Below are 13447 nucleotides of genomic sequence, written 5' to 3'. Positions count from 1 at the left end.
GTTGTAGTGTTGGAGATTCTGAAGCATGGATTTTTTCAAACACAGATCAAAAAAACTTAACTAAAAATCAAATTCAAAAACCTTTTTTGAGAAGTTGTAAATCGCAACCAACTGTTTTTGTTGATCAGAAGGTAGTTGGGAGTATTTTTCACTTCTATAGCCAAGTCTTAAACTAAAGTTCTAAATATATAAAAATACATAGATTTATAGCGTATTTAACGTTAAGAAACCCATTCTATGAGTGAACAAACACAACCTTTGTTTTGGGCAGATGAACATGCCAATGAAATTGTAGAGCAAAAAAAAGAAGTCGTGGTGGCTACCGGGATTTCTCCATCAGGATACATTCATGTTGGTAATTTTAGAGAAGTGGCCACCGCAGATGCTATTGTAAGAGCAGTAAAAGACAAAGGTCAGGCAGTAAGGTTGATCTATATTGCGGATAATTATGACCCATTGCGCAAAGTTTATCCTTTTTTAGATGAAAAAACCTATGCCCCGTATGTGGGGAATGCACTTTCGGAAATTCCTTCGCCAGAGCCCGGTTTTCCAAGTTACTCTGAGCGTTTTTTACACCCTTTTTTACAAGCCTTAAAAAGCTTGGATATCAATATTGAATTGGTCAAGGCGGATGAGTTGTATAAGCAGGGAGCCTTTTTAAATAATACGCTTAAGGCTTTAGAGCAAACTCAAGACATCAGAAAGATTTTAAAATCGGTTACCGGTAAAGATACCGAAGATGATTGGTCTCCTTTTACGCCCATATGTGAAAAAGATGGTCGTATGGATACCACCCAAGTTCTATCGTATGACTTAGAAAAAAAACAAATTGAATACAGTTGTTCAGCCTGTGGTCATAAGGGTATTAGAGATATTCAAGGCGGTGGCAAGTTGACCTGGCGTGTTGATTGGCCAGCACGTTGGCAAATGTTGGGAGTTACTGTTGAGCCTTTTGGTAAAGACCATGCTTCAAGAGGTGGCTCATACGATACCGGAAAAATTATTGCCAAAGAAATTTTTGATTATGAAGCACCTTATCCAATCATTTATGAATGGATTGGCCTTAAAGGTGTGGGCGACATGTCTTCCAGTAAAGGAAATGTTATTTCAATCAATGATATGTTAGAGGTTCTTCCTCCTGAAGTTCTTAAATACTGGGTGTTTAAAGCTAAACCTAATAAACATTTATCGTTAGATCCTTCCATTCCAATATTAAGTCTAATGGATGAATACGATGACCCTGAATCCAATAATAAACAACAGCGAGCTTTTGAGTTAGCTCAGATTTCAAGTTCCCCTAGTTTAGGCGTACCGTTTAAACATCTTATTTCATTGGTGCAAATTCATGATGATGTCAATGATGTAGCCAGTACACTTGAACGATCTGGTTACAAAGATATTGATAAAACAGTTTTATCTTCAAGAATGACTTATGCCAAGCAATGGTTAGAAAAATTTGGACCAGAAGACATGAAATTCTCTGTTCAAAAACAATTGCCTGACTTAGCCAAAACTTTATCAGCACAACAAAAACAAACCTTGAAGCTGATAGGAGATAGGTTAGAAGAGAAGATGTCGGCTCAAGATATTCATGAGCTTATTTATGCCATTAAAAATGAATTGGACTTAAACCCTAAAGATATTTTTTATGCGATTTATGCATCTATTTTGGGTAAAGATAAAGGTCCAAGAGCAGGCTTTTTCTTATCTATTTTAGATACAGCTTTTATTAAGCAGAGGTTTGCTGAAGTATAAGGCTGTAGTTATTATGAATCGTTCTTACGAATATTTTATTGGTCTTAGATATCTTTTATCTAAAAAGAAACAGACTTTTTTATCAGTAATCAGTTGGATTTCTGTATTGGGTATTGCAGTTGGTGTAATGGCTTTAACCGTTGTTTTATCCGCTGTGTCTGGCTTTCAAGAAGACTTTCGTAAACGAATTTTAGGTAATAATGCCCCTTTGATTGTATTTAATCATGAAGGCAATATTTATAATTATGAGCCAGTCTATGAAGATATAATGGCAACCTCAGGAGTAACCGGAGCCAACCCATTTGTTTATGGCGAAGTATTAATGGTTTCTGAAACTGGGCGGTCTTCTGGGGGAGTAATTTATGGGGTTAATCCTGATCGTGTCAAAAACGTTACTTCACTCAATGATGACATGAATAGAGGTAAGCTTGAAGACCTTAAAACTACATCTGGTTTGCCAGGCATTATTTTGGGCAATGATATTGCAGAAAACCAACTTTTTGTTAGTGTTGGATCTACAATTAGTATTGTATCTCCAGAAGGCGAGCTAAGTCCTTTTGGGTTTGGACCCAAGTTGAGAAAATTCGAAGTTGTTGGAACCTTTAAAAGTGGACTTTTTGAATTTGATACCAAGAGTGCTTACGTATTATTAGAAGATGCTCAAAGTTTTCTAGGCGTTGAAAATGCCGTAGCCGGTATACAAGTAATGGTGAAGGACTATGAAAAAAATGCCAAACCTGTTGCCGTAGAGTTGTATAAAAACTTAGGATCGTCGTTTTATGTTAGGCATTGGATGGAGTTAAACAAAGACTTGTTTAATGCTTTTAAACTAGAAAAAACAGTATTTTTTATTGTGGTTGTTATGATTGTATTGGTGGCGTCATTTAATATTATTAGCACCTTAACCTTGTTGGTTTTAACCAAGTCACGTGAAATCTCTATTTTAAAAACCTTAGGAGCAACACGCAAAAGTATTGCAAAAATATTTATGTTTTGTGGTTTTGTTTTAGGTGCGCTTGGAACTTTATTGGGCTTAGCTTTAGGAGTTTTTGGTTGTTATATGTTGGAACATCACTTTCCTTTTCCACTCAACGCCAATGTTTACCAAGTAGATCACTTACCCATAAGAATTGACGCATTAGAGTGGACCTGGGTAGGACTATGTGCGCTGAGTATTAGCTTTTTATCTACTTTATATCCGGCCTTTAAAGCTTCGCAATTAGAGCCTTCAGAAGGAATTCGTCATGACATATAGTTCAAACCTTTCCATTAAGGCAGAAAACATTGCCAAAGCGTATACTAAAAACAATCATGAAACTGTAGATGTTTTAAAAAATCTTAATTTTGAAATCAACAGTGGTCAGTCCGCTGCAATTGTTGGACACTCAGGTTGTGGGAAATCTACATTTTTACAAATTTTAGGAACATTATTGAAACCTAATTCCGGACAGGTTTTAATTGGCAATGAAGCTATTTTTACTAAAAAAGATCGTGAATTATCATCTTTTAGAAATAAGAACATTGGCTTTGTTTTTCAATTTCATCACTTGTTGCCAGATTTTACAGCCACTGAAAATGTAGCAATTCCTTTGTTAATGCAGAAGATGGATGTTCAGAAAGCGCTTAAAAAAGCAGAAGCCGCATTAAAAGAGGTTCACTTGTTAGACCGCAAAGATCATAAGCCTTCTGCTATGTCTGGGGGAGAACAGCAGAGGACTGCTATAGCAAGAGCCTTGGTCACGCAGCCCAAAATTGTTCTTGCCGATGAGCCTACTGGTAATTTGGATGAAGAAACGGGGGCCAGTGTAGGGCAATTGCTGTTTGAGCATGTCAAGCAACATCATTGTGCATTAGTTGTTGTAACTCATAATAGAAACTTGGCTAAGTCAGCAGATCGTGTATTAAGGTTGAGCAATGGCTGTTTGATCCCGGAAAATATGGATTAATAGTGATTGTTGTAAAATTATGCAAAAGTATTTTAACATAGTTTTTTCTAAGCTTTTTCCCATTGTATTTGGGTTGGTTTTTTTTATATTTACTGTTGATCAAGTGCATGCTCAAAGCATCCGCAGTATTAACGTAATAGGTAATAAGCGGGTTGAAAAAGATGCAGTTTTAGCCGTAGTCAGTCACCAAAAAGGAGATTCACTGGATAGGCAAAAAGTAAAAGCAGACATTGAAAATATTAATGCCTTAGGTTTTTTTTCTAAAATTGAAGTTTCAATCAATGAACAAGGAGATCTTCTTTACACCCTTCAAGAAAAACCTTTTATTGATAAAATAAAATTTTTAGGCAACACCAACGAAAAAGAAGATACTTTAAGAGAAAAGTTAGAGATAAAAGCTTATAGTTTTTTAAATGAAGAGGACTTGCAACGCTCTTTAGATAATATTAGAGATCATTATACCAGTAAAGGCTATTACTTAGCTGACTTGGATTACAGTATAGAAAAATTGGAAAATGATAAGCAAGGCAGTGTCTTGACGATTCGAATTGACGAAAGTAAAAAAGTTAAAGTTACGCGTATCAGTTTTATTGGCAATACCATTTTTAGTGAAAAAGAATTGAAGAGTTTTTTGTTTACCAAAGAAAAGAATTTTTTAAGTTTCATTTCAACTTCCGGAACATATCAAAAAGATATGTTAGAGCAAGATAAGCAAATTATTAAAAGTCGTTATGGAAATAAAGGCTATATCAATGCAAAAATACTTGAGCCTTTGATTAAAATTACATCTGATAAAAGTGAAATTCATATCTTTTTTAATATTGAAGAAGGTGAACAATACACTGTTGGTAATATTGATATAGATGGCGAACTCTTAGAGCCCAAAGAAAAATTATTAGAAAAAGTTAAACTTAAATCAGGAGAAGTTTTTGATACGCTAACATTACAACGTGACATAGCCAGTTTATCAGATGTCTATGCAAAAAAAGGTTATGCCTATGTTAACGTGATTCCTCAAGACCAGAGAGATGAAAGCAATAAAGTGGTTAGCATTATCTATGTTATGCAGCCAGGTCCAAAAATAAAAATTAATCGCATTCAGTTTGTAGGTAACCAAAGCACCAGGGATAAAGTGTTAAGGCGAGAAATCGAAATTCATGAGGGTGATATATACGACATTGAAAAAATTCGTAACTCAAAAGCCAATATTGAGCGTTTAGCTTTATTTGAAGAGGTGCGCCTTAAAACACCCAAAGCGGATCAAGACAATTCAATTGACTTAATATTTGAAGTTAAAGAAAAAGAAACGGGCAGTTTTAATATTGGTGCTGGTTTTAATACTTTAGATTCTTTTCAGTTGTTAGGCACGGTACAAAAACGTAATCTTTTTGGTTATGGCGTGGATTTAAATTTAAACGCAAGAATTGGTGGTAGGACACAGGCCTTTAACCTAACGTACAGTGATCCCTACTTTTTAGATAGTAATTGGGGAATGAATCTAAGCGCATTTAATATTGAGCGGCAATATTTTGATTTTGACTTAACCTCAAGAGGGGGTTCATTAGGGTTTGATTATTTACTTTATCAAAAAGGCTTAGAGCGTATTAGAATAGGTTTGACTTATTCATTGGTAGATCAAATCTTATCTGATTTAAGGCCAACGGTTGAAAATGTCTTTACTGGTGGGCTAACATCAAGCGTTACCACTGCTTTAGTGAGAGATACCCGTAATAAAGTTTTTGAACCTGATGCAGGCTCTTACTTAAAACTTTCGCAAGAGTTAGCAGGAGGACCTTTTGGTGGAGAAAATGCATTTTCAAAAAGTGAGTTTGATGGGCGTTGGTTTTTTCCCGCGTTTAGAAAGAGTAAAATTCCGGTCATAAAAGATTCAGTTTTTGCATTGCATTTTGAAACTGGTTATGTGGCACCTTTAAATAGTGACCAGAGAGTCCCTTTGTTTGAGCGATATTTCCCTGGAGGTATTTTAAGCTTGAGAGGTTTTCGTATCCGATCTTTGGGGCCAAAAATTCAAGTGGCCTCCAGCAACGACCCTTCCAACTTACAGACTTCAGATTTTGTTATTGGGGGTAATAAACAGGTTATTTTTAATGCTGAGTATCTGTTTCCAATTGTTAAAGCCGCCAATATCAGGGGGGTTATGTTCTTTGATATGGGTAACGCATTTGACAATGGGGAAAGTATGTTTACTTTTGCCGGACAAAGGCAAAGCGTAGGTTTTGGGGTTAGATGGTTTTCGCCCATTGGGCCTTTACGTTTTGAATGGGGTTACCCATTGGATAAAAAAGAAGACGAAAACAACGTAGTATTTGACTTTACCATTGGTTCGTTGTTTTAAGAGGGGATATGATGAAAAAAGTAAATCAATTTTTAAGTGTTTTGGTTCTAACCCTTTGTGTGAGTTCTACGGCTTGGGCAAAGATAGCTGTATACAGTGCTCAAAAGGTTGTTGATACCATTGAAGAAGGTAAAAAAGCGCGTGCTAAAATGGAAACGGCCATGAATGAGCTTTCTGGTCTTGAAAAAAACTTAAAAGATTTAGAGAGTGATATGATTGCTAAGCAAGAAGAGTTTGGTAAAATGCGTTTGGCATGGGATAAAAAGGTTCTTGAACAAAAACAAAATGCAATCATCAATGCACAAAAAAATATGCAAGGTGAATTTACCGAATATCAAAAAAAGCGTGCACAAGTTGAAAAACAAGAATTAGAGTTTAGAGCAGACATAGGTAAAAAAATTCAAGAAGTGATTAAAAAAATTGCTACTACAGGCTCTTATGATTTAATTTTAGAGGAACTTGAAGGTGGTGTTCATTATGTTAAGCCTTCTATGAATATTACTGATTTGGTGATTAAAGAGTACAACAAAGTGCATAAAAAATAAGACTTTTTAGATGATATATTTCAATTCAATTTTTACAATATGATAAAGGCACGTAGCTCAGTGGGAGAGCGCTACCCTGACACGGTAGAGGTCGGCAGTTCAATCCTGCCCGTGCCTACCATTGCATACAATAATTCAATAACCCAATAACAATGAAGAGAAGATCTTGATTAATTTAACCTTACCCAATGGAGATATAAAACAAGTAGAATCAGGAAGCTGTGGTCTTGATGTTGCACAGATGATTGGTGCAGGCTTAGCAAAAGCGGCCCTAGCCATTAAATACAACGGCAAGCTTGTTGATTTAAGAACCCCTCTATTGGAGGACGGTACATTTTCTATTATTACAAGTAAAGATCCTCAAGGCCAAGAAGTGATTAAACACTCAGCTGAGCACATTATGGCGCAAGTGGTAAAAGAAATTTGGCCCAATGCACAGGTAGACGTAGGTAGAACAGATCACAGTGAAAAATTTCAGTATGATTTTAAAGTAGACCAGCCGTTTACTGAAGAGGATTTGGAAAAAATTGAAAAAGCCATGCAAAAAAGCATTGAACAAAAACATGTTTTTTCACGGCAGGTTGTGACTAGAGAAGAAGCAAAAACAATTTTTAAAGAAAAAGGTGAGTTGCTTAAGCTAGAGCGTTTGGCAGATATTCCTGAAGGTGAAGATATCTCTATATTTAGTCATGGTGGTTTTGTTGATTTATGCAGAGGTCCGCATGTGCAACATGCTGGACAAATTGGAGCAGTAAAAATTTTAGACGCATCAGCATCTTATTTTAAAGGTGATGAAAACAATGAAGTTTTGCAAAGAATTTATGGTACTGCATTTTCTAGCAAAGCAGAACTTAAAGACTATTTAACTTTGATTGAAGAGGCCAAACGAAGAGATCATCGCAAATTGGGCAAAGAGTTGGATTTATTCAGTGTGTCCGATGAAGTAGGGCCTGGTTTAATTTTATGGCACCCAAAAGGAGCTTTACTCAGACATTTGGTAGAAGAGTTTTGGAAACAACAACATTTACAAAATGGCTACGATTTTGCTTATACACCTCACATTGCCAAGTCCAAGCTTTGGGAAACTTCTGGTCATACTGAGTTTTATCAAGAAAATATGTTCTCCGGTATGGATGTGGATGATCAAGGCTACCTGGTCAAGCCCATGAATTGTCCTTTTCATGTGCAAATTTTTAAGTCAAAGTTAAAGAGTTACAGAGACTTACCTGTTCGGATAGCTGAGCTTGGCACAGTCTATAGATATGAGCGGTCAGGGGTATTGCATGGTTTATTGCGTGTGCGAGGATTTACTCAAGACGATGCCCATTTATTTGTAGCGCCCAAGCAGTTGAATGAAGAAATTTTTAAAGTTTTGCAGTTTGTGCAAAAAATGTTTGCCCGTTTTGGTTTTCATGAATATGAGATTTATCTCTCAACTCGACCAGAAAAATCCGTAGGTACAGATGAAGATTGGGCTCTGGCAACAGAAGCTTTACAGGGTGCTTTAGAAAAATCTGGTTTATCTTACAATGAAGACCCAGGCGAAGGGGTTTTTTATGGGCCAAAAATTGATATTAAAATTAAAGACTCCATTGGTAGATCTTGGCAATGTGCCACGATCCAGGCAGACTTTAATTTGCCCATGCGGTTTAATTTGCAGTTTGTCGATGACGATGGTCAGAAAAAAGCACCCATTATGATTCATAGAGCATTGTTTGGTTCTATTGAACGCTTTTTAGGCTGTTTGATTGAGCATTATGCCGGTGTTTTTCCGTTTTGGTTGGCACCTGTGCAGCTAAAGCTTTTACCGATTACTCAAGATCATCATAACTATGCAAAAACTTTAAAAACAGAGCTTGCGTCTAAAGGATTTAGGGTAGAGTTAGATGATAGAAGTGAAAAGTTGGGCTATAAAATTAGAGAAGCACAAATAGAAAAGGTTCCTTTTGCTCTTGTAATTGGTGATCAAGAGCTTAAAGATAAAACCGTATCTTTACGGGCAAGAGGCCAAAAAGATATGAAAACATACAGTTTAGATGCATTGGTTGCATTTTTACATGAAAACATGGAGGAGAAATAGCTACGTGAAGAAAACTGAATTTAAACAACGGGTCAATAGAATGATCCGAGTGCCAAAAGTGCGTGTTATCGGCCCGGATGGCGATCAATTAGGGATTTTAGATACGCAAGAAGCACTGAGAATTGCTCAAGACAAACAACTGGACTTGATTGAAATTTCTCCAACAGCTAGACCTCCTGTCTGTAAAATCATGGATTATGGTAAATTTAAGTACCAGCAAAAGAAAAAAAGCCAGGAAGCTAAGAAAAATCAAAGTGTTATTCAGGTCAAAGAAATTAAAATGCGACCTTCAACCGATCAACACGACTTTAACTTTAAGCTTAAACATATTGCTAGATTCATTACTGAAGGCAATAAAGTCAAGGTCACCATCCGTTTTAGAGGTAGGGAAGTTGTTCACTCTGATTTAGGATTAAATATGTTAAACAAGATCAGTCAAGAGCTTGAAGATCGTTGCACCATTGATCAAGCACCTAAACTTGAAGGACGCAATATGACCATGGTTTTAGGACCAAAAAAGTAAATAAAAGATTGATTTGCGCTTAAAAATAGTTTATTGAGTGCGGTCTATACGGATGTTTATGGGTAAGGGCCCAAACGAAGGAGAAAAGCAAAATGCCTAAAATGAAAAGCAGAAGAGGCGCGGCGAAACGTTTAAAAATTACGAAGAGTGGCAAAATTAAGGCTAAAAAAGCCAATTTAAGACACATTTTAACTTCTAAGGACCCAAAGCGCAAAAGACAGTTAAGAAAGCGCATGTATATAGCTGCTGTGGATGAAGCAAGAGTATTAAAAATGCTTCCGTATGGTTAAGGTTATACAGCAAAATAATACGATATAATAGATTTTGTATATTGAAAGAGGGATAGAGAGATGCCTAGAGTAAAAAGAGGATTTAAGGCCAACAGAAGACGTAAAAAGCTTATGGATAGAGCTGAAGGCTTTAGAGGAAGACGTAAGAACTGTTATTCTTTAGCAGCAATTGCTGTTGAACGTGCTTTAGATAATGCATACACCGGTAGAAAAAATAGAAAGCGTGATTTTAGAAGACTTTGGATTCAAAGAATCAATGCTGCCACAAGAAACTTTGACTTAAGCTACAGTAGTTTCATGAACTTACTAAAAAAATCTGGCGTAGAATTGAACCGCAAAGTTTTGGCAGATATTGCAGTAAAAGACCCAAAAGGTTTTGAAGATATTGTAAATACTGTTAAAAAAGCTGCGTGAGTTTAGATAAATTAAAAACCATTTATAAACAAGCTGAGCAAGACCTTGCAAAACTTAAGGATCTTGCTCAACTGAATAATAAAAAGGCTCATTATTTGGGTAAACAGGGCCTACTCAAAGACTTTCTTAAAGATATATCCAAGCTGAGTAATGATGAGAAAAAAGTTTTTGGCAAAGAAGTCAACGCTATTAAGAGTAGTCTTGAAGAAAAATTTCAGGATAAAAAAGTTGAATTAGAAAATAAGCTGGAAACAGTAAAGCTTGCGTCTGAAAAAATTGATATCACTTTACCAGGAAAAAAAATGCCTCCTGGGTCATTGCACCCATTAACAATAGTTGAGAACGAAATAATTGATGCCTTAAAATCTTTGGGATTTACGGTTGCTACTGGGCCAGAAATAGAATCAGATTATTATAATTTTGAGGCACTTAACTTTCCTATAAACCATCCAGCTCGTGATATGCAAGATACATTTTTTGTTGATCAGAAAACAGTATTAAGAACACATACTTCGCCTGTCCAGGTGCGATGTATGCGAAAAAGCGAGCCGCCACTGCGTATTATTGTTCCCGGCCGTGTATATAGAAACGACGCGGACTCAACCCATTCTCCTGTCTTTCATCAAGTTGAAGGACTTTGTGTGGACACAGATATTCATTTTGGCGACTTGAAGGGAACTTTAGAAACATTTATTAAAATGATTTTTGGAAGCTCTGTTAAAACAAGATTTAGGCCTAGCTTTTTTCCATTTACTGAGCCAAGCGCAGAAGTTGATATTATGGGAAAAAATGGCTGGATGGAAATTTTAGGCTGCGGCATGGTTGATCCTAATGTATTTAATGCTGTCATAAAATTACGCCAAGAGTCAAGTGAAGAGTCATCGTACAATCCTGAAAAAATATCAGGTTTTGCTTTTGGTTTAGGTGTAGAGCGTATAGCCATGCTTTTATATGGTATCGATGATATTCGCGGGTTTTATGAAAATGACACTCGGTTTATTGGCCAGTTTGGATAAGGTTTAAGGACAAACAATTTTATAGATAAAAAGTTTTTATTTTGTTTTCTAGAGTAAAACATATAATTTTTTTAGTAAGAAAGATTAAGGCTTTATGAAAGTTTTATTAAGTTGGTTAAACGAATATTTGATAGATAAAGTTGACGCTAAAACCGTAGAAGAATCTTTGTTAAGGGTTGGTATCGAAGTTGATAAAGTCCAGCCTCTAGGAAAAGGTTTAGAACATGTTGTAGTTGCAAAAGTGAAGGATTTTGTTCCACATCCTAATGCGGATAAGTTACGTTTATGTGACGTTACAGATGGAAAAGAAAATTATAAAATTGTTTGTGGAGCTAAAAATTTTAATAAAGGTGATCATGTGGCTTTAGCCAAAGTTGGGGCTGATTTACCCAATGGCTTAAAAATCAAAGCATCAAAAATTAGAGGCGAAGAGTCATTTGGTATGTTGTGTTCTAAAGAGGAGCTTGGTCTAGCCAAAGACGATGAAGATGGAATTATAGTTTTTTCAGATAAAGTAAACTTAGGGGAATTAGCTGCAAAACAATTGGGTTTAGATGATACTTTATTTGAATTAGAGTTAACACCAAACAGAGGTGATTGTTTGAGTATAATTGGGGTTGCAAGAGAAGTAGCTGCGGCACTCAATGGTAAAAGTAAAAGCTTAGACTATGGTACAGGAACAGATGACAGTTCAGTGCAAATTGAGATTGTAGAAAAACAACATGTTGATTGCTACACTTTGGTAGAAATTAATGGCATAGAATGTAAAACAAGTGAGCAAAAAATTATCAATCGTTTAGAAACCGTTGGCCAAAGATCAATCAATGCTGTTGTTGACATTGGCAATTATTGCATGTTTGAAACGGGACAACCCATGCATGGTTTTGATCGAGATAAACTGGTTGGGAAAATATTTGTTCGTTTTGCGCAATCAGGTGAAAAACTACTTTGTCTAGATGATATTGAACGTAGTTTGAATGAACAAGATTTAATTATTGCAGATGAAGAGGGACCCATAGCCATTGCTGGAGTCATTGGTGGCGCAAGAGCAAAAGTTACACTTGAAAGCAAAAATATTTTATTAGAAGCAGCTAGTTTTGATGCGGGCTTAATCAGACAAACAGCCAAAAGATTAAAACTTTCAACCGAAAGTTCTTATCGATTTGAGCGTCATGTTGATCCCAAAGCCGTATGGCCCAGTGCACTGAAAGCGGCAAAGCTTATAATTAAAACATGTGGTGGACATCAAGCGTCTACAACATGGTATGAGAGTGAACAACATAAAGAGCAAGACTATATTTTAAAGCAACATACCATCAGTAGAGTTTTAGGAACAGACTTGCCAGAAGCAGGTGAGTGTCTTTCACGGCTAGGTATGTCTGTACAAAAATATGGGGATGATCTTAGGGTTGAAGTTCCAACCTACAGACATGATATCACTAGAGAAATTGATCTTGTTGAGGAAGTGGCAAGAATTTACGGCTATGATAATTTTAAAGGCACAATCCCAAGATTGAATACATCTACTTCAATACAAGATGAATTTACAAATAATAATAAAATAAAGTCGGTTTTAAAGTGTTCTTCTTACCATGAAGTTAAAAACTACAGTTTTTTTTCAAAAGAAGATTCAAAGTTAAATTTATTTTGGCATAAAGAAGCAATTGCCTTGAAAAATGCTTTAAATGAAAAAACGGAGTGGATGCGAAATAGTCTTATTCCAGGATTACTCAACAACTTAAACTTTAATTACAGCCAACAACATAAAGGCCTTAAAATTTTTGAGATATCTAAAACTTATGGAAAACATCCATCATTAGATAATACGGACTCACCTGCAAGTGAAAAAAAATGTTTGGCTATGCTTATCAGTGGTAAAGCAGATGAAAAAAAATGGTATGCCAGTGAACAAGAAGATTTAGATTTTTTTACCTTAAAAGGTGATTTAGAAACAGTTTTTGAACAGTATGCTTTGGGACAGTTAATGTGGCAAGAGACACAAGACATTGAGTTTTTGCATCCTGGGAAGTCTGCCTTGATTCAATTTCAAAACAAAACCATAGGATTTATGGGTGAGGTTCACCCTTCAGTTTGTAGACGCTATGATGTACCCAGATGTTATGTTTTGGAAATAGAGACTCAAGCCATAGAAAACATGCTAGTAAGAAGAAAAAAGTTCAAAAGCTTTTCAACTTACCCAAGCATAACCAGAGATTTTAGTTTTGTTGTTGATAACAGCCTTGCAGCTGGAGAGTTTATTGATTTTGTTGTCAAACAAAAAATAAAAAACTGTGTTGATGTACAACTGTTTGATCTATTTGAATCTAAGAAGTTGGGCAAAAATAAAAAAAGCATTGCTATTAAATTAAAGTTTCAATCTAACGAAGAAACTTTACAAGATAAAGATATCGATAAACAATGCGATAAATTATTAAAAACAATTGATAAACAATACAATTTAGAAGTGAGACAATAGAATTATTTACACTGTTGACAGTCGATCATTTTTAAGCTTAAAATTG

General features: G+C 35.7%; 11 protein-coding genes and 1 tRNA gene. All 12 read left to right on the top strand.

Going from position 1 to position 13447, the window contains the following annotated elements; genetic code table 11:
* The first annotated feature begins 237 nt into the window (after positions 1-237).
* On the top strand, positions 238-1755 hold the full coding sequence (gene lysS, locus PKC21_02070) for a lysine--tRNA ligase (GenBank protein HMR24116.1): 1518 nt from the start codon (positions 238-240) through the stop codon (positions 1753-1755).
* A 13-nt stretch (positions 1756-1768) separates the two neighbouring features.
* On the top strand, positions 1769-3010 hold the full coding sequence (locus PKC21_02065) for an ABC transporter permease (protein HMR24115.1): 1242 nt from the start codon (positions 1769-1771) through the stop codon (positions 3008-3010).
* Complete coding sequence (locus PKC21_02060) at positions 3000-3701, top strand: ABC transporter ATP-binding protein (protein HMR24114.1); 702 nt, start codon at positions 3000-3002, stop codon at positions 3699-3701. The genes PKC21_02065 and PKC21_02060 overlap by 11 nt, the downstream gene beginning before the upstream one ends.
* A 19-nt stretch (positions 3702-3720) precedes the next feature.
* Positions 3721-6057 carry an outer membrane protein assembly factor BamA gene (gene bamA, locus PKC21_02055; GenBank protein ID HMR24113.1) on the top strand — a complete coding sequence of 779 codons (2337 nt, stop codon included), beginning with the start codon at positions 3721-3723 and terminating at the stop codon, positions 6055-6057.
* Positions 6058-6065: 8 nt separating this feature from the next.
* Positions 6066-6602: an OmpH family outer membrane protein gene (locus PKC21_02050; protein ID HMR24112.1), complete on the top strand. Its 537-nt coding sequence runs from the start codon at positions 6066-6068 to the stop codon at positions 6600-6602.
* 46 nt (positions 6603-6648) lie between these two features.
* A tRNA-Val gene (locus PKC21_02045) sits at positions 6649-6723 on the top strand.
* 45 nt (positions 6724-6768) lie between these two features.
* Positions 6769-8682 (top strand): threonine--tRNA ligase, encoded by a 1914-nt coding sequence (gene thrS, locus PKC21_02040; protein ID HMR24111.1) that lies wholly within the window; start codon positions 6769-6771, stop codon positions 8680-8682.
* The gene (infC, locus tag PKC21_02035; GenBank protein ID HMR24110.1) at positions 8660-9205 is read left to right on the top strand and encodes a translation initiation factor IF-3; all 546 of its coding nucleotides are present in this window, start codon (positions 8660-8662) and stop codon (positions 9203-9205) included. Before thrS ends, infC begins: the two co-directional genes overlap by 23 nt.
* Before the next feature lie 92 nt (positions 9206-9297).
* On the top strand, positions 9298-9495 hold the full coding sequence (gene rpmI, locus PKC21_02030) for a 50S ribosomal protein L35 (GenBank protein HMR24109.1): 198 nt from the start codon (positions 9298-9300) through the stop codon (positions 9493-9495).
* Between the two features lie 60 nt (positions 9496-9555).
* The gene (gene rplT, locus PKC21_02025; protein HMR24108.1) at positions 9556-9909 is read left to right on the top strand and encodes a 50S ribosomal protein L20; all 354 of its coding nucleotides are present in this window, start codon (positions 9556-9558) and stop codon (positions 9907-9909) included.
* Positions 9906-10925: a phenylalanine--tRNA ligase subunit alpha gene (gene pheS, locus PKC21_02020; protein HMR24107.1), complete on the top strand. Its 1020-nt coding sequence runs from the start codon at positions 9906-9908 to the stop codon at positions 10923-10925. The genes rplT and pheS overlap by 4 nt, the downstream gene beginning before the upstream one ends.
* A 94-nt stretch (positions 10926-11019) precedes the next feature.
* The gene (gene pheT, locus PKC21_02015) at positions 11020-13401 is read left to right on the top strand and encodes a phenylalanine--tRNA ligase subunit beta (protein ID HMR24106.1); all 2382 of its coding nucleotides are present in this window, start codon (positions 11020-11022) and stop codon (positions 13399-13401) included.
* Positions 13402-13447 lie beyond the last annotated feature (46 nt).

It is taken from the genome of Oligoflexia bacterium (assembly GCA_035326705.1).
Lineage (GTDB): Bacteria > Bdellovibrionota_G > JALEGL01 > JALEGL01 > JALEGL01 > JALEGL01.
This window is presented reverse-complemented; position numbering and strand designations above follow the sequence as displayed.

What these genes read in the sequence shown, in the direction of transcription:
- bamA (HMR24113.1), top strand. Translation starts at nt 3,721, where the DNA reads ATGCAAAAGTATTTTAACATAGTTTTTTCTAAGCTTTTTCCCATTGTA.
- rpmI (HMR24109.1), top strand. Translation starts at nt 9,298, where the DNA reads ATGCCTAAAATGAAAAGCAGAAGAGGCGCGGCGAAACGTTTAAAAATT.
- infC (HMR24110.1), top strand. Translation starts at nt 8,660, where the DNA reads ATGAAAACATGGAGGAGAAATAGCTACGTGAAGAAAACTGAATTTAAA.
- PKC21_02065 (HMR24115.1), top strand. Translation starts at nt 1,769, where the DNA reads ATGAATCGTTCTTACGAATATTTTATTGGTCTTAGATATCTTTTATCT.
- PKC21_02060 (HMR24114.1), top strand. Translation starts at nt 3,000, where the DNA reads ATGACATATAGTTCAAACCTTTCCATTAAGGCAGAAAACATTGCCAAA.
- pheT (HMR24106.1), top strand. Translation starts at nt 11,020, where the DNA reads ATGAAAGTTTTATTAAGTTGGTTAAACGAATATTTGATAGATAAAGTT.
- rplT (HMR24108.1), top strand. Translation starts at nt 9,556, where the DNA reads ATGCCTAGAGTAAAAAGAGGATTTAAGGCCAACAGAAGACGTAAAAAG.
- PKC21_02050 (HMR24112.1), top strand. Translation starts at nt 6,066, where the DNA reads ATGATGAAAAAAGTAAATCAATTTTTAAGTGTTTTGGTTCTAACCCTT.
- lysS (HMR24116.1), top strand. Translation starts at nt 238, where the DNA reads ATGAGTGAACAAACACAACCTTTGTTTTGGGCAGATGAACATGCCAAT.